The organism is Rhizobium sp. M1, from assembly GCF_002531805.1.
In the GTDB taxonomy this organism is placed as follows: Bacteria; Pseudomonadota; Alphaproteobacteria; order Rhizobiales; family Rhizobiaceae; genus Rhizobium; species Rhizobium etli_C.
The window spans coordinates 1-22,021 of sequence record NZ_NWSW01000047.1; the positions used below are offsets into that span (position 1 = coordinate 1).

Here is a 22,021-nt window from a genome sequence, read left to right on the forward strand (position 1 = left end):
TGATGTCGACGCCGATGATCATGTCGGCGCCGGCCAGCCTCAGACCCTGCAGCACGTTGAGGCCGATGCCGCCGAGACCGAAGACGATGGCGGTGGCGCCGATCTCCACCTTGGCGGTGTTGATCACCGCGCCGATGCCGGTGGTGACACCGCAGCCGATGTAGCAGATCTTGTCGAACGGGGCGTCGGGATTGACCTTGGCAAGGGCGATCTCCGGCAGCACGGTGTAATTGGCGAAGGTCGAGCAGCCCATATAGTGGTGGATCTTGTCCTTGCCGATCGAAAAGCGTGAGGTGCCGTCCGGCATCAGGCCCTGGCCCTGGGTCGAGCGGATGGCGGTGCAGAGATTGGTCTTGCGGCTAAGGCAGGAATAACATTCGCGGCATTCCGGCGTGTAGAGCGGAATGACGTGGTCACCCTTCTTGACCGAGGTCACACCCGGGCCGACCTCGACGACGATGCCGGCACCCTCATGGCCGAGAATGGCCGGGAACAGGCCTTCCGGATCGGCGCCCGACAGGGTGAAATCGTCGGTGTGGCAGATGCCGGTCGCCTTGACCTCGACCAGCACTTCGCCGGCTCTCGGCCCCTCCAGCTGCACGGTCATCACTTCCAGCGGTTTGCCGGCCTGAACGGCTACGGCGGCGCGAACGTCCATTTGATATCTCCCTGACAATGTTATTGGGGCGGAGCTTGGCATGGTCGGCGCGCCGCGCTCAAGCGAAAACGGCCGGCCGCGCGGCTTTCTCTCAGGCGAATTCCATGATCACGGCATCGACGGCCAGGCTCTCGCCGGCCGCGGCATTGATCTTCGAAACAACGAGATCGCGCTCGGCGCGCAGCACGTTTTCCATTTTCATCGCTTCGACGATCGCAAGCGTCTCGCCGGCCTTGACCTCCTGGCCCTCGGCAACCGCGATGGCAACGACGAGGCCGGGCATCGGGCAGAGCAGGAGCTTGGAGGTATCAGGTGGCAGCTTCACCGGCATCAGCCTGTCGAGTTCGGCTTGGCGCGGCGAAAAGACCTTGGCGGTGACGGACAATCCCTGCCAGTCGATGCGCAGGCCGTTGAGAACGGGACGGATCTGGGCAGTGATATCCCGGCCGCTGACCTTGCCGCTCCAGACCGGATCACCCGGTCTCCAATCTGTGACAACACTCCGGTTCTCGCCCTCTACCGCCATGTCCATATCGAAGGGGATGGTGACGAGGCCGTCGAGCAATCTGACATCGACGTAGTTTTCGCCTGTCTTGACCACCCAATGCTCACGCAGCGGGCCGGATGCGGCGCGCAGGCGATCGGCGAAACCGTCGCGGCGGTTCGTCTCGATCAGCGAGGCCGACAGCGCGATGGCAGCAAGCGTGGCCTCCTCCTGCCGGTCCGGCTTCATCGGCGCGAAGCCGTCAGGATATTCCTCGGCGATGAAACCGGTGGAAAGCCGGCCTTCGCGCCAGCGCGGATGTTTCATCAGCGCCGACAGGAAGGGGACATTGTGTTCGATGCCATCGACGACGAAGCCGTCGAGCGCCCGGCCCATGGCGTCGATCGCTTCGCCGCGCGTCGGCGCCCAGGTGCAGAGCTTGGCGATCATCGGATCGTAATACATCGAGATTTCAGCGCCTTCGAAGACGCCGGTATCGTTGCGGATAATGACATTGCCGGTCCGGCCTTCCGCCGGCGGGCGGTAGCGCGTCAGGCGGCCGATCGAAGGCAGGAAATTGCGGTAGGGATCTTCGGCATAGAGCCGGCTTTCGATCGCCCAGCCGTCGAGGCTGACATCCTCCTGGCCGAAGCTGAGCGGCTCTCCGGCCGCGACGCAGATCATTTGTTCGACGAGATCGATGCCGGTGACGAGCTCGGTGACGGGATGCTCGACCTGAAGGCGGGTGTTCATTTCGAGGAAATAGAAGTTGCGGTCGCGGTCGACGATGAATTCGACGGTGCCGGCGCTCTGGTATTCGACGGCTTTTGCCAGCGCCACCGATTGTTCGCCCATAGCCTTGCGGGTCTTTTCGTCGAGGAAAGGCGAGGGCGCCTCTTCGGCCACCTTCTGGTTGCGCCGCTGGATCGAGCATTCCCGCTCGCCGAGATAGACGACGTTGCCATGGGCATCGGCCAGCACCTGGATTTCGATGTGGCGCGGCTCGACGACGAACTTCTCGATGAAGATGCGGTCGTCGCCGAAGGAGCTTTTCGCCTCCGAGCGGGCGCGCTCGAAGCCATCGCGCACCTCCGCCTTGTTCCAGGCGATGCGCATGCCCTTGCCGCCACCGCCGGCCGACGCCTTGATCATGACGGGATAGCCGATGCCGCCGGCGATCGTTTCCGCATGGGCGGCATCCTCGATGATGCCGAGATGGCCGGGCACTGTCGAAACGCCGGCGGCATTGGCGAATTTTTTCGATTCGATCTTGTCGCCCATCGCCATGATCGCCTTTGGCTTCGGGCCGATGAAGACGATGCCCTGCTTTTCCAGGTCGGCGCAGAAAGAGGCGCGCTCGGAAAGAAAACCGTAGCCGGGATGCACCGCCTCGGCGCCGGTCGCCTTGCAGGCGGCGATGATCTTCTCGGCGACCAGATAACTTTCGGAGGCTGCGGCAGGGCCGATATGGACGGCCTCGTCAGCCATTTCGACATGCAGCGCATCCCGATCCGCATCCGAATAGACCGCAACGGTCGAAATGCCCATACGGCGCGCGGTCTTGATCACGCGGCAGGCAATCTCGCCGCGATTCGCGATCAGGATTTTCTTGAACATCGAGACTCCACCCAGAAATGCGTTCCGGAGTTTTACGCATAAAACACCGGAACGCACAATCGGGCTTGAGAAAGCTCAGGCGACCGCGGCTTTGGCAACCGGTTCTTCGTCGACGATGCGAAGCCAGCGGCTGCGGCGCGGCTCGGGACGATCGTGCAGTTCGACGGCAGCCATGATGCCGGCCCAGTGCGGATGGTTGGCAGCCGGCAGGGTTGCCTGCTCGATCTGCTGGAAGACGCCATATTCGGCCGGAGACACGACGATGACGCCGCCTGCGGCGATGCTTCTGAAGATTCGCATCGTAAAGTCGACGTCCTGGCGGGTGATGCTCCTGCGGTCGACGGCGCGCGACAGCTTGTAGCCGCCGATGCCGTCGGTGATCGCCAAACGAAGCTGGTCGAGGGCAAGCGCTCTCAATTCACCCGGGACATCGGCCGAAATCTCCATGATGTGGAGAATGAGCTCGAGCTCCAGCGCCGAGTTGACGACGCCATCGGTCGTGAACATGCGCATGATCCAGGCAACGTTGATGTCATCCAACGAGCCCTGCGGATAGGTGTGGTTGACGATGAAACCGGCGAGCTGCTCCACGAAGAAAGCATTCCACTCGGCACATTTCTCAGGACAGGAATTGTTGAGCGCCAACATCGCCGCGACATCCTGGGATGTCCGGATTCCCTCGGGAAAGGCATGTTTGCGCAATAGCACGATATCTTCGGCCGCCAGCCGATGCTTGCCGGCCACGACGCAGGCCGGAAAAGCGAGACGAAATTCGCTCATGTTTTAACTCCAGGCTTCATCATGAAGCCACAGACGGTTTTATCCCCTGCGAATTGACGATCCCTCAAGAAGGGGAGTTAACCCGATACTCTCGAATTCAGGAGGATTTTAGCGACTGTGCTGCTGGCGCTCGCGCCAGATGATGAAGAGCCCCGATGCAACGATGATGAAGATGCCGATCCACTTGGAAAAATTCGGGAAATCGTTGAACAGCGCATAGCCGAGCACAGTGGCCGAGATGATCTCGAAATATTGGAAAGGCGCAAGCAGCGACAGCGGCGCAAGCCGGAAAGCCCGGACAATTAGCAGATGCGCATAGCCGGAGATCGAGCCGAGAGCGAGAAGCAGCACGAGACCGAGACCGGAGGCGGGCAGGGAGATGGTGAAATCCGCATTGCCGGCGCCGTTGCCGGCGAGAAGGGCGGCGGCCATGAAGACCGTTCCGCCGATGCCGGCCATCGTCTGCATGGTGAGCGGCGAATCGGCCTCGCCGATCGCGCGGTTGAGGAAAAGATAGAGCGAGAACAGAAAGGCGCAGGCGACCGGCAGCAGCGCCTTGAGGCCGAAAATCTCGTAACTGGGTTGGATGACGATCATCGCGCCGCCGAAACCGACGGCGATCGCCATCCAGCGGCGCCAGCCGACCTTCTCTCCCAGAAACACAGCCGACATGGCGGTCAGCATGAAGGGCTCGACGAAATAGATGGCGAAGACGTCGGCAAGCGGCATGTATTTGACGGCGACGAAGAACAGCAGGCTGGCAGCGCCGTGCAGCACGCCGCGCAGAATATTCATCCATGGTCGTTTGGCCGAAAATGCCTTGAGCCCGAAAAGAGCGACGAGGATCGGCAGGGTGCAGGCGATCTGGAAAAAGAATCGGTAGAACGTCACCTGGCCCGGCGACATTGCCTCGAAAGTCGCCATGTATTTGGCGATGGCATCCATGGTCGGCAGGATGAACATGGCGCCGGACATGATGGCCATGCCCTGCAGGGAGTTTTGGTGGGGTTCTGACATGGCGGCCGATTCTTGCGGGAACGGCACCCATCAATCACGGGAAAGCCGGGCAAATCAAGCCGTCAAACCTCTCCAAAGCATGTCGCGAAAAAGTGTGCAGCGGTTTTGCGGCAACGACATGCGGAAAACAAAGACCTAAAGCGCAAGAAGCGATCTGAAGGATCGCGAAGCGCTTTAGCGGTCAGGTCTCGTTCACCGTCTCGCCAAAAACCGTCTCGAAAGCGGCGCGCAGCCTGACATCGACATCCACCATCATGACAGGCAGGCCGAGGTCGACGAGGCTGGTCACGCCATAGGCCGATATCCCGCAGGGCACGATGCCGCTGAAATGATCGAGGTCCGGATCGACGTTCAGCGACAGGCCGTGGAAGGTCACCCATTTGCGCAAGCGGATGCCGAGGGCGGCAATCTTGTCTTCAGCCATCGTTCCGTCGGCCAGCAACGGTTTTTCCGGGCGGCGCACCCAGACGCCGACGCGATCCTCGCGCCGCTCGCCGCGCACGTTCATCATGTCGAGCGTGCGGATGACGACCTCCTCGAGGGCGGCGACGAAGGCGCGCACGTCCTGGCGCCGGCGCTTCAGGTCGAGCATGACGTAGGCGACGCGCTGACCGGGGCCGTGATAGGTATATTCGCCGCCGCGTCCCGTCGCAAAGACCGGGAAGCGATCCGGCTGGACGAGGTCGCCCGCATTGGCGCTGGTGCCGGCGGTATAGAGCGGCGGATGCTCGACGAGCCAGACAAGCTCGTCGCCGCCGTCTGCGATCGCCGCGACCTCCCGCTCCATCGCTTCCACCGCTTCCTCATAGGCGACGAGCCCATCGGCGATGCGCCAACGCACCGGGCGGCTATCGAGTTTGGGGAGCATGGAGAATTCGAGATCGGTGCGAAGCATGGCCATTCCTTGCCGCTTGCCCCGAAATACCTGATAAATAGGGGCGGCAGGGGATCTATATGGACCCGTTTTCCAGCCAATTCAAATGCTGTGAAAGGTTTTCAAAAAAACTGTCATATCGCCCTTGTGCACCCCAAATGCTTTTGCTACATGCTGCCCCGCCGACGCAAATCGGCACCTACCACGATGCGGTCGTGGCGGAATTGGTAGACGCGCAGCGTTGAGGTCGCTGTGGGGCAACCCGTGGAAGTTCGAGTCTTCTCGACCGCACCATCCCTTTTCAGGGAACGCTCGCCGGGCGATGATGTCGGTATAAGCTGATCACCTTGTATATGTGTAACACGGCCGGTAGGCCGTGATTGCCGCCGCTGCTGACATAAGCATCGACGACGGTGAAACACGTCACGCTGGTCTGAAGCGCGACTCACGCGTTAATTGATTCTCGAAGATCGCGATTTGATTTTGAGACGCTCCGCGAGATTTTCTCGTAAACGGCTTAACCCATCCTTAGTTGCGGCCAAGATATATGTCGGCCCGGTGTATATCTGCGGAAGCATTGGGAATAATGAAGATAAAAGACGCGGCAGGCTGGTCGTTCCTCGACATCTATTTCGTCCTCGACATCATCGAGAAGGTCCTGGTCGGCTATCTCTTTGTCGCGATTGTGCTGCGCATCCTGCCGCAGGCGCACGGTGACAGAGCGATTATCGATTGCCTGCTGCTAGTCTCGGAAGGCGCTGCCGCCTTTCTGATCCTGACCCGCCGACCGACGAAGAATGCGTCGCTTCGGGTCTATGACTGGACCGTCACCGCCATAGGAACGCTCTTCCCGCTGCTCGTCTCTCCAACGACGACGGAGCCGCTTGCGCCGCTCTGGCTCTGTGGAATGGTGATGTGCCTCGGCTTTACCCTGCAAATATCGGCAAAGCTGGTATTGCGGCGAAGCTTCGGTCTGGTGCCGGCCAACCGTGGCGTCAAGATCGGCGGCCCCTACAGGTTTGTCCGCCACCCGATGTATGCGGGCTATTTGATGACGCATGTCAGTTTCTTCCTAGCCAATCCCTCGATCTCGAATTTCGCCATTTATGCGACGGCTCTTGGCGCGCAATGTCTGCGGCTTCTGGCGGAGGAACGTTTGCTCAAGGAGGATCCCGCCTATACGGCCTTCATGGCCACGACCCGTTACCGGCTCGTTCCATTCGTATTCTGAGGCGATAAAAGCGGATTGAAAGGAAGGGGCCGATTTTCCGGCCCCTTCCTTTTTGATCAATGCGTTGCGCGGCAGGCTTCGGTGCGAGAGGCGCCGCTATCCGCACCCTTGGTATGGGAGCCGCTCGGACCGACCATGCTGTGGCACGGGGGCAGGGGCTTGATGCTCGCGGTGGCCGTCTTGTCGACGACTGGGACGGCCATGGCGGACGGGGCGAAGCCGTCGCTGTCATTGGTGTAATCGCTGGAATAGGCCGGGGCCTTGCGGTTGCTGTAGTGAACCGGAGCGGGCTTGGCCATCGGGCTCGGCGCAAAGCCGTCACTGTCATTGGTATAGTCGTCGGAATATGTCGGCTGAGCGAAGGCAGCGCCTGCGAGGCTGACGGCGAACAGGGATGCGGCGAGGGCAAATTTGATGCGCATGGTTTCTTCTCCTCAATCTGTTGTTGAATTCAACAACATAAACCATCCCCGGCGAGTTAAGAGTTCGCGCCCCAATTCAGGCGAAATTGTGAACGGAAAACGGTTGGCCATCGGCCTTTTGTTCAAATGAAATCACGGTCTTGTCAACGATCTTGACGTTTCCGTTACGGCAGCCGCCAACAAAAAAGGGCCACCAGATGCCTGTGCTCGCTACAATTCCAAATTGTTAAATTTTGGTAATGTTAGGCGCGCAGCCATACGGGAGGCGGCGGCTCGCCTCCCGTTTTGATCGCCATGTCACCCATGAGGTTCAGTCTTCGTTGGGGATATGGGCGTCGATGCCGGTCAGCTGCAGCTTGTTGCGGACATGATGGACGCCGTCGACTGAAAGCGCGCCGAGCTCGACCTTGCGGGCAATGCCGATCGTCTCCACCGAGCCTTCCAGGGTGATGACGTGGCCGTCGGCATGGACCTCGATACTGTTGATGTCGACTTCCGGAATGTTTTCGAGATTGTCGTTTACCCGCGCCTCGAGCTCGTCGCTGTCGTCACGATCGATCGTGCCGGCGCGCAGCGAATCCTTCAGGCGGTTCTCGTTGCCGTCCTTATCCGTGCCGTCGATGCGAAAGCCTTGGTTGGGATCGCTGTCGAAATTTGCCTTGGTCTCGCCGTAGGGGCGGTTGGACGGGTCGCTGGCAGCGGTGCCGTCGGCATAGGGCCAGCCATCGTCGAGATTGCGTTCTTCGAGGTCGCGATAATCTTCCTCACGGGAAAGCTCGGGGGCCTCGCGTGAAATCGGGGTCTTGTCACCGATCCTTGCCATTATGGTCGCTCCTTGTTTCTCTGCGGGAGAACGCCGACAGGGGCGAATGGTTCGGCGCGACGGGCGATTTGTCAGCCTTGCGTCTTCTCCCATTTTTTGACGAGGCGGTCGCGCTTCAGCCTCGAAAGCCGCTGCAGCCAGAAAATGCCGTCGAGTTGGTCGACCTCGTGCTGGATGCAAATGGCGAGGAAACCTTCGGCGGCCTCGTCGTGCATCTTGCCGTCGGCGTCCTGATAGCGGAAGCGGATCGCTCGCGGGCGTGTGACTTCGTCGGTCGCGCCGGGCATGGAGACGCTGCCCTCGGCGTGGATCATCGTCTCCTGCGACCGCCAGGTGATCTCAGGATTGACATAGAGGCGCACGCCGTCGGCCCTGTCGAGTTCGAGCACCGTCACACGAAGGAAGACGCCGATATGGGCGGCGGTGATGCCGACGCCGGGGGCTGCGCGCATCGTCGCCAGCAGGTCGTCGGCCAGCGCGGCCAGCGACGCATCGAAGGCCGTCACCGGCGCGCAGACGGTCTTCAGCGCCTGATGCGGATAACGCAGGATCGGACGGACGGGCATGAAGCGGGCTTTCTCGGTTTGAACGACGGGAAACTATCGCCGGTCGTAGCTATTGTCATCAAGAAGCGCGGTTTGGCGCTTTACGGCAGGGATGCTTTGAGCTAGCAGGAGCAGAAATTCCGACTGCGGGAAGCCTTGCGCGGGATTTACTATCCGCTTGTTGACAATGTGTTTTCGGCCGACATTTGCGAATGCGGCGCGGCAGTCGTTGAAATTCGAACCAGGTGCGAGGGCGGCAGATGACGACGACCGATACGGAAGACCGCACTCGCCGGCGCGATGACGAGGAAGCGGATATTTACGACGAGGACGGCAATGTCCGCGGCGATTTCCTGGCCCTCGTCGGCGCCGCGATCGCCGATCGCGATACGCTGTTCCTGCGCCAGAATGTTGCCCGCCTGCATGAATCCGAAATAGGCGACCTGCTGGAATCGATCCAGCCGGATCAGCGGCTGGCGCTGGTGCGCCTGCTCGGCGAAGATTTCGACATGACGGCGCTGACCGAGGTCGACGAGGCGATCCGCCGCGAAATCGTCGACCAGATGCCGAACGAGCAGATCGCCGCGGCGATCGGCGAGCTCGATTCGGACGATGCCGTCTACATTCTCGAAGATCTCGACAAGGAAGACCGGGAAGAGATCCTTGCGCAACTGCCGTTTACCGAGCGCGTGCGGCTGCGCCGGGCGCTCGACTATCCGGAAAGCTCGGCCGGGCGCCGCATGCAGACGGAATTCGTCGCCGTGCCGCCGTTCTGGACGGTCGGCCAGACGATCGACTACATGCGCGACGAGGAGGATCTGCCCTATTCCTTTTCGCAGATCTTCGTCATCGATCCGACCTTCAAGCTGCTCGGCGCCGTCGATCTCGATCAGATCCTGCGCACCAAGCGGCAGACGAAGATCGAGCAGATCATGCGTGAAACCAACCATCCGGTTCCTGCCGAGATGGACCAGGAAGAGGCCGCCCAGCTCTTCGAACAATACGACCTTCTCTCGGCCGCCGTCGTCGACGAAAACGGCCGGCTGGTCGGCGTATTGACCATCGACGACGTCGTCGACGTCATCCATGAGGAAGCGGACGAGGACATCAAGCGCCTCGGCGGCGTCGGCGACGAAGAGCTGTCCGACAATGTGCTTTCGACGGCGCGCTCGCGTTTCCTCTGGCTATTGATCAATCTCGGCACGGCGATGCTCTCGGCCAGCGTCATCGGGCTGTTCGACGCCTCGATCGAGAAGATGATCGCGCTTGCGGTGCTGATGCCGATCGTCGCCTCGATGGGCGGCAATGCCGGCACGCAGACGATGACGGTGACGGTGCGCGCGCTCGCCACCCGCGATCTCGACATCTACAATGCCGGCCGCATTATCCGCAGAGAGGCGGGCGTCGGCATCCTCAACGGCGTCATCTTCGCGACGATCATGGGTGCGATTGCCGGCACATGGTTCCACGACTACCAGCTCGGCGGCGTGATCGCGGCGGCGATGATCATCAACCTGATGGCGGCAGCCCTTGCCGGCATCCTGTTGCCGCTGTTGCTCGACAAGATGGGGGCCGACCCGGCCATCGCCTCCTCGGTCTTCGTCACGACGGTGACCGACTGTACCGGCTTTTTCGCCTTTCTCGGTATCGCGACCTGGTGGTTCGGCATCTGAATGGTGGCTGAAATTGACTATTACGTAAAAGTCAATATTATTGCCGGTTCGACGACGGGGAACAAATGCCGGTGAACAAATATTATAGCATAACGGAGCTCACGCGCGAATTCGGTGTCTCGACGCGCACGCTCCGATTCTACGAGGACGAGGGACTGATCCATCCGGAGCGGCGAGGGCGCACCCGGCTGTTCCGGCCGGCGGACCGCCGGCTGATTGGCGAAATCCTGCGCGGGCGGCGGATCGGTTTCACCATCGCGGAAATTCGCGAGATCATCCAGGTCTACAAGGAGCCGCCGGGCGAACTCGGCCAGCTGAAGCTTCTGATGAAGCGCGTCGACGAGAAGCGTGAGGACCTGCGCCAGAAGCGCAAGGATATAGACGACACGCTGACGGAACTCGACAATATCGAGGAAGCCTGCCTCGGCCGCCTCGCCGAAATCGGCGTCACCACCTGATAACGGGGGCAGAGCCTTCGTCGGTCTCTATTCCGCCTCGGCGCTGCATTCGGTGACGAGCGTCTGCACCCGTTCATCCTTCTGGACGTCGATCTCGTTTGCCTGCAGTGGGATCAACAGGTTTTGGGCCTGCAATTTTCCGAGCGTACACTGGCAGAAACTGCGGCAGAGCGCTTCACCTTGCTGCATCACGCAAGTGGAGTTGCATTGCCTTAGGTAAGTTTCCGCCGGATCCGGCGTCGGCGGCGGGACGAGAAGGGAAAGCCCGTAGGCGATGGCGATCAGCACAGGCTGGTGGATGAGATAGAAGGCAAGGCTGTGGCGGCCAAGCCGCGCCGGCCACCAGGAGCCGGTGCCAAGAGCGGCAAGCCGGTGCGGCAGACCGGTTCTGATGGCGATCGAGGCGACGCTCAGTCCGGCAAAGAACGGCGTTGCCCAGGGAAACAGCGGCACGTAGTCGTTCGATCGTTGCGGCATTTCGGCAAGGCCGATCCAGGCGAGATATCGCGGATCGAAAAAGGACGAGCGCAGCAGGCCCAGCGTGGCGAAATTGTCGATGATCCAGGCGGCCAGGAGTGCCAATGTGACGACGAGCGTGACGGCGAGCGGCAGCCGGATGAAAACGATGCCGATGAGCGTGAGCGCCGCGATGCAATGCAGAATGCCGAAATAGATCCACCCGTCCGGCATCGCGATGCGGGTGACGATCGAAATGGCCGCGGCTGCCGCGGCAATCATGCCGAAACGCTTCCAGAAGGACGGCCAGCGAATCGTCGGCGTGCTGGAAAGCACCAGACTGACGCCGACGATGAAGAGGAAGGTCGTGGCGATCGCCCGGGCATAGATCTTCAGCCAGCCGGTCTCGGCCGTGCCCGGCGCGAGATATCCCATGAACTCCATGTCCCAGGAGAAATGGTAGCTCGCCATGGCGATCAGCGCGATGCCGCGCGCCGTATCCAGTAGACCGATGCGTGGCGGTCTTGCCGCCGCATCGGCCTGCATTGCCGGCATGGTCATCAAAGTCTCCCGGTCAGATCATTTCCGTCGTTCGACGGCATGTCGCGGCGAAGAGCGGAAAGGTGAAGATTGGATGGCGGGCCGGCATCCATGATCGCCAGCCGTGCCTCCGAGAAGAACTGCCGCCGTGTCAGCACGAAGATGACGATCGCCGTCGTCAGCATGAAGACATAAGGGTTGATGAACCAGCCGAGATAGCCGATCGAGAGGAAGATCGCCCTGAGACCTTCGTTGAAATGGCTGCCCGCGATGACATTCATGCGGATGACCCGTTCGGCGGCGCGCTCGGCGGCGATGACGTCGCTCTCCGTGTCGCGCATCATCGGGATGGCACCGAAAAGGATGGTGCAATAGTTGAACAGCCGATAGGACCAGCCGAACTTGAAGAAGGCATAGCCGAAAAGCGCCGCAAGACCGCCGACCTTCATCTCGAAGGCGGCATGCCCGCTGTGGAAGACGAAGGGCAGGTCGGCAAAGACGGCGTCGACCTTCTCCGTCGCGCCGAGCAGGGCGAAGCAGCTGCCGATCGCGAAAATCGAGGTGGAGGCGAAAAAGGCCGTGCCGTTCTGCAGGCCGGCCATGATCTGCGTGTCGATCATCTTCAGGTCGCGGCGCAGCGAATTGTAGATCCAATCTCGCCGCCGTTCGGTCATCGCATGGGTCAGGCTGGTGCGGCCGAAGAAGGTGCGGCCCTTCAACAGCCAGGAATAACCCGCCCAGACACAGGCAAAGAAGGCCAGAGCGATATAGTCCGCCGTCGTCATCAACGATTCAGTCTCCGCATGAACGCGGCCACCTTACATATGCGCTGCAATGCTGCAATGCTGCAATGACCGGTGAGCCAGGCCCGCGCGGTTTATGCGCGTAACTATGACAATCGAATTCGATTTCCGAGCGGATGATGGCCAAGGCAACGGGAGGGAACAGGGCGCGTTGACGAGGTCAGCCGGTTGCGCTAACGTTAGCAAAAATGGAGATCAACATGAAGCTTGTGCGCTACCGGTCCGTCGACGGAATTTACTATGGGGTCGAAAGTGAGGGCAGGATCGATCGCTTAGCCGGCGAACCGTTCGAAGGTATCGAGCGGACGGGGAAGGAGGATCACCTTTCCGACGTCCGTCTGCTGTGCCCAGTGGAACGGCCCCGGATATTTGGGGTCGCTTACAATTACCGACAGCACACCGACGAGTCCGGAAAGGAGCAGCCGACGCTTCCGGTGTTGTTCATGAAACCCAGCACCGCGGCGAGCGGCAATGGAGATGCCATCGAATATCCGAGCGATGGCGAAATCGTCCACTACGAAGCTGAGCTGGTCGCCATCATAGGCAGAGGCGGACGCCACATCAGCAAGGAAGATGCGTTGCGGCATGTGCTTGGCTACACATGCGGAAACGATATCAGCGACCGCATCATACAGCGGCAGGAAAGCAAGTTTGGCTGCCTGCTGGCAGGCAAGGGTTACGACTCCTTTGCACCGTTGGGGCCGGCCATCGTTACCGATCTCGATCCGACCAATCTTGACGTCATCCTTCGTCAGAACGGCGCCGTCAAACAGGCGGGAAATACGCGAGACCTGGTCTATTCCGTTGCTGACATCGTTGCTTATTTGAGCCGCTTCATGACGCTGTTGCCCGGTGATGTAATCATGACCGGTACGCCTGCGGGCGTTGGGCCGATCGTTCCCGGCGACGAACTCGAGGTGGAAATTCCCGGTATCGGTGTTCTGAAAAATCCGGTGGTTGCGGCATCGCACTAGCGGAATCTCTTATAGGGGGTCCGCCGCGGCGCGAAAATTTCTGATTGACCTCAGAATTACCAATGCTATTAATGCTAACGTTAGCACCTGTTGCAAAGACTGGTTCCGCATCGGGCCACGTTGAACAGGGAGATTTGTCCAGGTGAAGTTGAGGGTGGAGAAATGGCACGAGTAAAATATGTCTCGAATACCGAGTTGGCCGAGACACAACCTGCGCTCAATGAGCGTCTGCTGAAGGAGAGGAAGGTTCCGACCGGAAACATCTTTCTGGCGCTCGCCAACGCTCCCGCGATCCTCGGCGATTTCCTCACTTATGCCAATGCGGTGCGGGCGGCTGACCTCAGCCCGAAGCTGCGGGAGATGGCCATCCTAACGGTCGGGTACTGCACAAACTCCGAGTACGAGGTGAAGCATCATCATTCTCATGGGCTCAAGGCCGGCCTGACGGAGGAGCAGTTCCATGCAATCGCGCACTTCGAGACCTCGGATCTCTTTGACGAGCAGGAAAAGGCTGTGATGGCCTTTGCCAAGGAGTCCACGCTGGACGTCGATGTTTCCGATGAAGTGTGGAACGGAGTCGCAAAGTTTCTGTCGGAAAAGCAGCTTGTCGAGCTCTCGATCAATGTCGCCTGGTACAATTCCGGTGTTCGCCTGATGGGCGCGCTGAAGATCGATCTTGAAGAGGGATATCGCTGAGCAGGCCGGCGGCGCCCAACCAGCGCCGCCTCGGCTTGCCGTATGGTCTTGGCGGCGCTCATCAAGATAATTCCAGAGCTTTCAGCGTCCGGCCCTGGATGCGGGATGAATCGCAGCCGATCGAAGAGAGGTGCGTGTCACGGGACGGGCGCCTCTCTCTGATTCCGCTTGCTGCGGGAGATCGACCGCTGCCGGCTTTTCACGGAGTGCCCGTGCTACCGCGGATGACCAGGTGGGGCGGAGAGATGAAGCTGTAGGGCTTACTGAGATCACCCTTGTTCTGAAGGTGGTGCAGGAACCAAAGCCCGCAGGCGGTTGCCAGCTCCGAAACGGGCAATTGGACCGTCGTCAGTCCCGGACCCCACCATCGATACCCAAGCTCATCACCAAATCCGACGACCGAAATATCTCGGGGAACGCTCAGGGCCTGGTCCTGGATTTCGTCGATGACGCCGGAGGTATTTTGCACCGCGCCGATCACAAGCGCCGTCGGTCGATCCTTTAGGGAAAGAAGGCGACGCACGGCTTCCCGTCCGAATTCGGGCGAGGAGGGCGCGCCAAGCTCCTCATGCACGGTGATCGCTTGGCCGGAGCTTTTCACCGCGTCCCGGAAACCCTGCACGCGAGCCGCGCCGGTGGGCAGTTCTTCCGTGCCGCCGATGTAAGCGATCCGTTTGTGACCTGCGTTGATGATGTGTTCCGTGCTCTCGTAAAGCGCCCGTCGGTCATCAATCCCAAACCATTGGTCGCCGAGCAGCGGTGCCCTTCGCAGCAATTGGATGTGAGGTGTCATCTTCAGGATTCGCGCGGAATCGGGATGAGGTTTTGCGCTCGGGACCAGAATGATCCCGGCGACGTTGGCGCTCGTTAGTTCCTTGATGTGGCGAAGCTCGTGCATTCTGTCGTCATCGGTTTCGCACAAGGTCAGCTGATAATTCGCCGAAAGAAGGCACTGCGAGAGAGCGTGGGCAATCGTCGAATAAAAGCTGTTCCGGATATCTGGAACGATCAGCCCGACGAGATTACTCTGCACCCCGCGCATCATGCGAGCAGCACGATTGGCAACGTACCCCGCTTGCGCTGCGGCTTCATTCACCTTTCGCTTCATCTCAGCGCTGATGCGGCGATCGTCGGCAAGAGCGCGGCCCACGGTCGAGGGGGAAACTTGAAGGATCGCCGCGATGTCTTTAATTGTTACCATTGTGCTTGGCTCGGAATGATTGTTTTGGCCAACGATAGCACTGACATCGCAGTTGTCAAACCTCTCATACCGTTTAAGTAGCAATCATTTAATTTTCGCCCCCGACGCCCGGGTGCGGCGACCAATCGCCATGTAAAATAAAAACCTTTCAGATGCTTAATCTTCTTGAACGGGCTTGCCGCACCGGTGGTGCTGGGCGCGCAGAGGCGCTTGACAATCAATTAACTTCTTTAAGGCCGTTGACATGAGAGCCGTGCTGTGGGACGAATGTTTGTGCAAACGTTAGCGCAAACGGGAGGAGGCATAACGTGGATATTCTGGTGTTCCCGGCGTTGATCATGTCCGCAGAGGGACGTAGATCCTCATGACCGTCGCTCTTTTCCTGCAGTCCGCTGTTGGCGGTGTCTTGTTGGGCGGAATCTATGGCCTGCTGGCGATGGGTCTCAGCCTGAGCTGGGGCCTGTTGAAGCTTGTGAATCTCAGCCACTTCGCGCTGGCATTCCTCGGTGCCTACTTGACCTACCAGCTCGGTACCGTCCATGGCGTTCCGGCATATTTGAGCGCTCTTCTGATCGCTCCGCTGTTCTTCGCGCTCGGCATTGTGCTGCACAGCGTGTTCGTGCGCTTCAAGGTGAAGGAATTCGCCTCTCTACTTGTGACCTTCGGCGTCACAATCCTGATCGAGTCGTTGATCCAATGGATCTGGTCGGCCGATTTCCTTCGCTACGAAACGCCCTATGCGCAGACCACCATACGGCTCGGCCCGATCTTCGTGCCCGTATTGGAGCTTTCTGCTTTTGCCTGCGCCGGCGTGCTTGCCGGAGCGGCCTGGTACGCATTGAACAAGACAATGCTCGGCAAGGCATTGCGCGCCGCCGCCCATGACGCTCCCGTAGCGTCGGCTTTCGGAATCAATTCGACGCGCGTGTCATACATTCTGGCCGGCCTCTGCTCGGCGACAGCGGGGATCGCCGGGGTCTTTATCGCCCTGATCGGAACTCTGGCTCCATCTCAAATCGAGGCTTGGATCGGGGTCGTCTTTGCTGTCGCCATCATTGGAGGATTGGGCAGCCCTATTGGCGCGCTGGGCGCCGGAATGCTGATCGGTGTGGCCGAGAGCCTTACCATGTCCGTCGTGAACCCCGCTTGGGCGCCGCTCGTCGCATTCAGCGTGCTCATCGTCATCCTCCTGCGCAAACCGGTGATTTGACCATGAAAAAGCTCCTGATTACAGCGCCTGTCGTGGCGATCCTCGCCTCGCTGCCTTACCTGGGAATGGCGGATTACTACCTTTCCTATCTGTACATCATCTTCTTCTGGGTCGTGCTGGCAACGAGCTGGGGTATCCTCAGCGGCTACACGGGCTACTGGAGTTTTGGTCACGCTGCATTTTTCGGTATCGGGGTCTATACGACGGCCACGCTGACGACGCAGCTGTCGTGGCCCTTCGTCGCGACGATACCTGCCGCGGCCCTGCTTGCGGCCGTGGTCGCCGTTCTGATTGGACTGGTTGTCTTTCGCTCGGGTGCTCTGCGCGGCGAGTTCTTCGCGCTGTTGACGCTGTCGGTGACGTTTGTCGTCGCGGCCATTGTGTCGAACACCGCGCTCGATTCGGGCACAGGCGTGTTCCTTTCAGGGATCGAAATCCCGATGATCGGCGCAACGGCGTCCGGCTCCCTCTACATGTTCGGGTTCATTGCGGCCCTTGTTGCGCTGGCGACATCCTATTTCATCTTTCACAGCAAATTCGGTCAGGGCTTGCTGGCAATCCACGACGATGAAGACGTCGCAGAAGTGAAAGGCGTTCCGACGTTCCGCTATAAGCTGATTTCGTTTGCGGTCTCGTCGGCGCTTGCCGGTGCAATGGGGGCGATCCACGCCGTATATGTCGGCTACGTCACCGTTGGCGAAACGTTTGCGGTGACCGTTCCTCTCTATGTCGTGCTCATGAGCATTCTTGGTGGAGCCCGCCATTGGGCTGGACCTGCGATCGGTGCGGTGATCATCACCGTGATGCAAAGCGCCATCGTCAGCGGCGCTCATGCGGAATTCGGCCGTGCGGGTGTGGCTCTTGCGCTGATCGTCGTCATCCTGGTGCTGCCGTCCGGCATCGTTCCCAGTCTTGTTCGCAGGTTTGCCGACAGGCGCAGCGGAGCTGGCGCACCGATGGGGTTTGCTCAGGTCGTCACGCAGTTCGCGCCTTCAGCCCAAGCAGGTTCCGGTCCGGTGCTTCTCAAATGCGAGGATGTCACCAAATCCTTTGGCGGCATCCGTGCCTTGACCGGCGTGACTTTGGAGGTCCGACGGGGCGAAATCCTGGCTCTGGTTGGGCCAAATGGGTCCGGCAAGTCCACCCTGATCAACATGATCAGTGGTCACTACTCCATGACCTCGGGTAAAATCACACTGGAAGGCGAGGAGATTTCCGGTCGATCGCCGCATCTGATCGCGCAGCAGGGCGTGGCGCGCACCTATCAGATCCCGCGCCTGTTCGACAATCTGACGGTCCTCGAAAACGTTCGGCTCTGCGCGAAATTCGGCAGCGCCGACGGCATGGGCGCGGCTGCTGTCGATGCAGCCACCGGGGAGGCGCTCGCCTTCACCGGCCTGGCCGATAAGGCCGACGTGCTTCCGGAAGCCTTGAACCTGCATGACCGAAAATTTGTCGAATTCGCCAGGGCGCTGGCCGCAAAACCACGTCTGCTCCTGCTCGATGAGGTGCTTTGCGGCTTGAATCCGGCCGAGGTCGACCATGCGGTCGAAATGATCAAGCGGATCAAATCCGGCGGTACGACGATCATCTTCGTCGAACACCTCATGCGTGCGGTTGTCGCACTGGCGGACCGTGTCGCGGTGCTGGATCAAGGCAAGGTTCTGGCGCTTGGGCATCCAGGCGAAACGATGCGAGATCCGGCAGTGGTCAGCGTATATCTGGGAGGCAGTCATGCTGCTTGAGGTCGATAAGATCGAGGTCGGCTACGGAGACGCGATCGCTCTGTGGGACCTGTCTATCAGTGTAGGGCCGGGCGAGATCGTTTCGGTCGTCGGCCCGAACGGGGCGGGCAAGAGCACGCTGGTAAACGCCATCGCCGGCATTCTTCGCCCGCACCGGGGAAAAATCGTTATCGAGGGCAACGACGTTTCCAAAGTGCCGAGCCACCGGGTCTGCGACTACGGCATAGCGGTGGTCCCGGAAGGGCGGCGTCTCTTCACGGCGATGACGGTCCTGGACAACCTGTTGCTCGGTGCGTACCGCTCGCTCGCTCGTGCGGAGCGCGATGCCACGCTCGCTGAGGTGTTTCAGCTTTTCCCTGTTTTGAAAGAGCGCCAGGATTCGTTGGCGGGTTCCTTGTCGGGTGGGCAGCAGCAAATGGTTGCGATCGGCCGCGGCCTGATGGCCAAGCCGCGCGTGCTGCTGATGGATGAGCCTTCGCTCGGGCTGTCGCCTTTGATCGTCGGGGAAATGTTCAAAATTATTCAGATGATCAATGAGCGGGGCGTAGCCGTGCTGCTCGTCGAGCAGAATGTGAACAAGGCGCTTGAAATTGCCCATCAGGCCTACGTGATCGAGCAAGGCCGCGTGACGGCCTCCGGAACGCCTGAGGTTCTCATCAATGATCCAAGCATCAGGGAGGCGTATCTTGGTATCTGAAAATTCGAGCGGGAGAGTTCCCGTGCATGTCAGGCGCGTCGTCACGAAGCACGGCAGTCAGGGTGTCGCCGGGTTCGCTGAGGACGGCGCCGTTCCGCGCACTGATATATTCAGAACGATCCCCGGACTGGTCTCGCGGATGGTCTGGTCGACCTCGGCTTCCACGACGATTCCATTCGACGGAGCCGATCCAACGTCCCAGGTGACGAGCTTCGTTCCCGAGCCGGGCGAAACGCGCTTTCTAGTGCTAACGTTCCCACCGGATTCGGTTTTCATGTCTCCGGATTTCGACGGTTCGGCGGCGATGGCGGAGAACCTGGCGGTCAGTCCGGGTTTGGCCGAACGTTTCGAGCCGGACGGCAAACATCAAACGCCCACGGTCGACTACGGCATCGTTCTCGACGGCGAGATCTGGATGGAGCTCGACGATGGCAACGAGACTCGCCTCGGACAGTTCGATGCCTTCGTCCAGAACGGAACGCGTCACGCCTGGCGAAACAAAAGCGACAGACCGGCAACCATCGCCGTGGTGCTGGTTGGCGCACGGACCGCCGATACGACGGATTAAGATGACGGCCTGCGAGCCTCGATGATCCAAAATCTCAATCTGACTTATGGACCAATTGAACATGACCAACACCGAAATCCGAAAAGTTCAGGGCCGTCGCGTCTGGGATTCCCGTGGCAGGCCCACCGTCGAGGTAGAGATCGAGCTGGCGTCCGGCGCCATCGGCCGCGCCATTGCGCCTGCGGGCGCATCGACCGGCACCGGCGAAGCTCTCGATCTGCGTGACGGCGGCAGCGCCCTTGCCGGCTTGGGCATCAACAAGGCCCTGGCTGCCGTCAACGGCGAAATCGCCAAGTTGCTGGTTGGCCGGGACGCCGGGCTTCAAGCCGAGCTGGACCACGCCATCATCGAGCTGGATGGCACCCAGAACCGGAGCAGGCTGGGCGGGAATGCATCGGTCGCAACATCGATGGCCCTGCTTCACGCCGCCGCGGCCGCGGCCGATCAACCGATCTGGCGGTATCTCGCGGGCTCCGGCAAGGGAATTACCATGCCGCTGCCGGAAATTCAGATTTTCGGCGGCGGAGCGCACGCAGCGCGCCGGGTCGACGTTCAGGATTTCATGATCATGTGCCCTGCCGCCTCGACTTTCTCGGAAGCCTTGGAGTGGACCGCAGAGGTCTACCGCGCCGCGGGCGACATCATGAAGCGGGCCGGCAAGCTCCAGGGCGTGGCGGACGAGGGGGGCTATTGGCCGGCCTTCACCAGCAATGAAGAGGCCCTGGATGCCTTGGTGCGTTCGATCGAAGCTGCCGGTCTGAAGCCGGGCGGCGAAGTGGCGATATCGCTCGACATCGCGGCTTCCGAATTCGGCCGTGAGGGCAGGTATTCGCTGGCGCTGGAAGATCGGCAGCTCGATACGGCCAAGATGATCGATATGCTTGGCGGCTGGTTGAAGGCCTATCCGATCGTCTCGATCGAGGATCCGCTCGCCGAGGACGATCCTGACGGTTTCAAGGAGTTTACCGCCCGCTACGGCTCCAGATGCCAGATCATCGGCGACGACTTCTTCGTGACGAACGCGGCGCGGGTAACCGAGGCGATCAGGGATAAAAGCGCCAATGCCGTTCTGATCAAGCCGAACCAGGCGGGCACGATCACCGAGACCTTCGAGGCGCTCTCCGTCGCCAAGAAGGCGGGTTTCCGGACGATCGTTTCGGCGAGATCCGGCGAGACGGAAGATGTGACGATCGCCCATCTTTCGGTTGGCTGGGACGCCAGGCAGCTCAAGGTCGGATCGTTCTCCCGCTCCGAGCGGATGGCCAAGTGGAATGAGGTTCTCCGGATCGAGGAGGCGCTTGGAAAAGAGGCTTCGTTCGCCGGGTGGACGGCGCTGGACTTGGCTGAAAAGCCAGCCGTCGTTGCCGCCGTCGGTTAGAATTTGGATGGGCCGGGTGCGGGTCTCGCGTAAAAACAGGCGTTGACAAAACACCCGGCCGCTTTATGCTAACGTTAGCAAAACTCAACGAGGATGACATGCTTCCGGCTGTTAATTTGAAACCTCCCTTCAACATCACGCGCTTCAGCCACGTCGTGCTCGAGGTCAATGATGTGGGACGCAGCCGGGATTTCTATTTCAATGTCGGCGGCCTCGTCGAAACGGAATTCGCTGATGGTGTCTCCTACCTCCGCGGACTGTCCGAGGCCTGCCACCACAGCCTCGTGCTCGCACCCGCCGGCGGCAAGCCGGCATGCAGGCGGATCGGTTATCGGGTGTTCCTGGAGGAAGATCTCGACAAGGCCAAGGTCTTCTTCGAGGAGAAGGGGCTTCCGGCGGAATGGGTCGAAGTTCGAAACCAGGGGCGGACCTTGCTTGTCAGCGATCCCTCGGGGGCTCGCGTCGAGCTTTGCTCCAGCATGAGCGTCCATCCCCGCAAGTTTCTCCAGGTGCATGAACATCGCGGCGCCCGGGCCCAGGGCCTCGACCATTGCCAGATCATCGTCGCCGATCCGCTGGGTCTGAGCGCCTTTTACGGTGAACTCGGTTTCCGGACGTCGGAATATATCGCGGCGGGCGACGATCTCATTGCGAACTTCATGTATCGCAAAGGTGTCTGCCTCGACCTGGCCCTGGTGCCCGGCATCGGCCCGCGGCTGCATCATTTCGCCTATACGGTTGCGGAAAGCAGCGACATCTTCGCCGTCTGCGACTTTGCCAGCCGTTATGGATATGGAGACAGCATCGAGCGCGGGCCTGGCCGCCATGGCCCTTCGGGAGTCCTGTTCGTCTATCTGCGCGATCCGGATGGCCACCGGGTGGAGTTCTTCAACAATCACTACACCACGATAGACGCGGAACTGGAGCCCATTCGCTGGGACGCGGCATCCCTGAGCACCAATGTCCATTGGGGCATGCCGGCCGTCTCGAAGTGGTTCTTCGAGGCCAGCGAATTTACGGGAGTACCGCTGGAGCACCCCGAGAAAATGCCGAACCCGATGACGCTGGAACGCTACGCGGAAGGGCTCGCGAAGAGCTGAGACCTGCCGCCGGCGGCAGGAGACCGAGGCGCCGCGGACCCGTAAGCGCGATGACATGCCGGAAGCACTTG

General features: G+C 60.5%; 21 protein-coding genes, 1 tRNA gene and 1 pseudogene. 12 read left to right on the top strand and 11 right to left on the bottom strand.

Annotated features, from left to right (window positions below):
• From CO655_RS29960 to lipB, 5 genes and pseudogenes are all read right to left on the bottom strand, one after another.
• A partial coding sequence (locus CO655_RS29960; RefSeq protein WP_176539331.1) for an alcohol dehydrogenase catalytic domain-containing protein occupies positions 1-658 on the bottom strand: 658 nt, incomplete at its 3' end.
• 91 nt (positions 659-749) lie between these two features.
• The gene (locus CO655_RS29965; protein WP_097667715.1) at positions 750-2,759 is read right to left on the bottom strand and encodes an acetyl/propionyl/methylcrotonyl-CoA carboxylase subunit alpha; all 2,010 of its coding nucleotides are present in this window, start codon (positions 2,757-2,759) and stop codon (positions 750-752) included.
• 75 nt (positions 2,760-2,834) lie between these two features.
• Entirely contained in the window at positions 2,835-3,539 is a 705-nt protein-coding gene (locus tag CO655_RS29970) for a hypothetical protein (RefSeq protein WP_097605103.1), read from the bottom strand.
• Positions 3,540-3,636: 97 nt separating this feature from the next.
• Positions 3,637-4,556 (bottom strand): annotated as a pseudogene (locus CO655_RS29975) (DMT family transporter).
• A gap of 181 nt (positions 4,557-4,737) precedes the next feature.
• Positions 4,738-5,457: a lipoyl(octanoyl) transferase LipB gene (gene lipB / locus CO655_RS29980; RefSeq protein ID WP_097605102.1), complete on the bottom strand. Its 720-nt coding sequence runs from the start codon at positions 5,455-5,457 to the stop codon at positions 4,738-4,740.
• Positions 5,458-5,639: 182 nt separating this feature from the next.
• On the opposite strand from lipB, the gene CO655_RS29985 reads away from it, so the two are divergent.
• Positions 5,640-5,724, top strand: a tRNA-Leu gene (locus CO655_RS29985).
• A gap of 292 nt (positions 5,725-6,016) precedes the next feature.
• A complete protein-coding gene (locus CO655_RS29990; protein WP_097605101.1) occupies positions 6,017-6,661 on the top strand; it encodes a methyltransferase in 645 nt (214 codons plus the stop codon).
• Between the two features lie 56 nt (positions 6,662-6,717).
• Here the strand turns inward: CO655_RS29990 and CO655_RS29995 are convergent, their stop codons facing one another.
• The 3 genes from CO655_RS29995 to CO655_RS30005 all read right to left on the bottom strand — a co-directional run bounded on the left by CO655_RS29995 (position 6,718) and on the right by CO655_RS30005 (position 8,472).
• A complete protein-coding gene (locus CO655_RS29995; RefSeq protein ID WP_097605100.1) occupies positions 6,718-7,083 on the bottom strand; it encodes a hypothetical protein in 366 nt (121 codons plus the stop codon).
• Between the two features lie 310 nt (positions 7,084-7,393).
• Positions 7,394-7,906 (bottom strand): BON domain-containing protein, encoded by a 513-nt coding sequence (locus CO655_RS30000; protein ID WP_097667716.1) that lies wholly within the window; start codon positions 7,904-7,906, stop codon positions 7,394-7,396.
• 71 nt (positions 7,907-7,977) lie between these two features.
• Complete coding sequence (locus CO655_RS30005; protein WP_097667717.1) at positions 7,978-8,472, bottom strand: peptide deformylase; 495 nt, start codon at positions 8,470-8,472, stop codon at positions 7,978-7,980.
• A 239-nt stretch (positions 8,473-8,711) separates the two neighbouring features.
• Between CO655_RS30005 and mgtE the strand changes: the two genes are divergently transcribed.
• On the top strand, positions 8,712-10,124 hold the full coding sequence (gene mgtE / locus CO655_RS30010) for a magnesium transporter (protein ID WP_097605097.1): 1,413 nt from the start codon (positions 8,712-8,714) through the stop codon (positions 10,122-10,124).
• A 65-nt stretch (positions 10,125-10,189) separates the two neighbouring features.
• Positions 10,190-10,582 (top strand): MerR family DNA-binding transcriptional regulator, encoded by a 393-nt coding sequence (locus tag CO655_RS30015; protein ID WP_011425479.1) that lies wholly within the window; start codon positions 10,190-10,192, stop codon positions 10,580-10,582.
• Between the two features lie 27 nt (positions 10,583-10,609).
• Here the strand turns inward: CO655_RS30015 and CO655_RS30020 are convergent, their stop codons facing one another.
• Together CO655_RS30020 and CO655_RS30025 are read right to left on the bottom strand one after the other, a co-directional pair.
• On the bottom strand, positions 10,610-11,599 hold the full coding sequence (locus tag CO655_RS30020) for a heparan-alpha-glucosaminide N-acetyltransferase (protein ID WP_097667718.1): 990 nt from the start codon (positions 11,597-11,599) through the stop codon (positions 10,610-10,612).
• On the bottom strand, positions 11,599-12,363 hold the full coding sequence (locus tag CO655_RS30025) for a DUF599 domain-containing protein (protein ID WP_064685816.1): 765 nt from the start codon (positions 12,361-12,363) through the stop codon (positions 11,599-11,601). Before CO655_RS30025 ends, CO655_RS30020 begins: the two co-directional genes overlap by 1 nt.
• A gap of 218 nt (positions 12,364-12,581) precedes the next feature.
• Between CO655_RS30025 and CO655_RS30030 the strand changes: the two genes are divergently transcribed.
• On the top strand, positions 12,582-13,355 hold the full coding sequence (locus tag CO655_RS30030) for a fumarylacetoacetate hydrolase family protein (RefSeq protein WP_097605425.1): 774 nt from the start codon (positions 12,582-12,584) through the stop codon (positions 13,353-13,355).
• Between the two features lie 120 nt (positions 13,356-13,475).
• Positions 13,476-14,051, top strand: coding sequence for a carboxymuconolactone decarboxylase family protein (locus CO655_RS30035; RefSeq protein WP_245423959.1), 576 nt, complete (start codon positions 13,476-13,478; stop codon positions 14,049-14,051).
• A gap of 199 nt (positions 14,052-14,250) precedes the next feature.
• Here the strand turns inward: CO655_RS30035 and CO655_RS30040 are convergent, their stop codons facing one another.
• Positions 14,251-15,252 carry a LacI family DNA-binding transcriptional regulator gene (locus tag CO655_RS30040; RefSeq protein WP_010028953.1) on the bottom strand — a complete coding sequence of 334 codons (1,002 nt, stop codon included), beginning with the start codon at positions 15,250-15,252 and terminating at the stop codon, positions 14,251-14,253.
• 364 nt (positions 15,253-15,616) lie between these two features.
• Here CO655_RS30040 and CO655_RS30045 point away from each other — a divergent pair, with 364 nt between their 5' ends.
• The 6 genes from CO655_RS30045 (at position 15,617) to CO655_RS30070 (ending at position 21,950) form a co-directional block, all read left to right on the top strand.
• The gene (locus tag CO655_RS30045; protein ID WP_170964930.1) at positions 15,617-16,462 is read left to right on the top strand and encodes a branched-chain amino acid ABC transporter permease; all 846 of its coding nucleotides are present in this window, start codon (positions 15,617-15,619) and stop codon (positions 16,460-16,462) included.
• Between the two features lie 2 nt (positions 16,463-16,464).
• Complete coding sequence (locus tag CO655_RS30050) at positions 16,465-18,207, top strand: branched-chain amino acid ABC transporter ATP-binding protein/permease (protein WP_097605093.1); 1,743 nt, start codon at positions 16,465-16,467, stop codon at positions 18,205-18,207.
• Complete coding sequence (locus tag CO655_RS30055) at positions 18,197-18,904, top strand: ABC transporter ATP-binding protein (RefSeq protein ID WP_097667719.1); 708 nt, start codon at positions 18,197-18,199, stop codon at positions 18,902-18,904. Before CO655_RS30050 ends, CO655_RS30055 begins: the two co-directional genes overlap by 11 nt.
• A 139-nt stretch (positions 18,905-19,043) precedes the next feature.
• Entirely contained in the window at positions 19,044-19,472 is a 429-nt protein-coding gene (locus tag CO655_RS30060) for a cupin domain-containing protein (RefSeq protein ID WP_245423961.1), read from the top strand.
• 61 nt (positions 19,473-19,533) lie between these two features.
• Positions 19,534-20,850, top strand: a complete 1,317-nt coding sequence (gene eno, locus CO655_RS30065; protein ID WP_097667725.1) for a phosphopyruvate hydratase — start codon at positions 19,534-19,536, stop codon at positions 20,848-20,850.
• Between the two features lie 98 nt (positions 20,851-20,948).
• Positions 20,949-21,950 (top strand): VOC family protein, encoded by a 1,002-nt coding sequence (locus CO655_RS30070; protein ID WP_097667721.1) that lies wholly within the window; start codon positions 20,949-20,951, stop codon positions 21,948-21,950.
• Positions 21,951-22,021 lie beyond the last annotated feature (71 nt).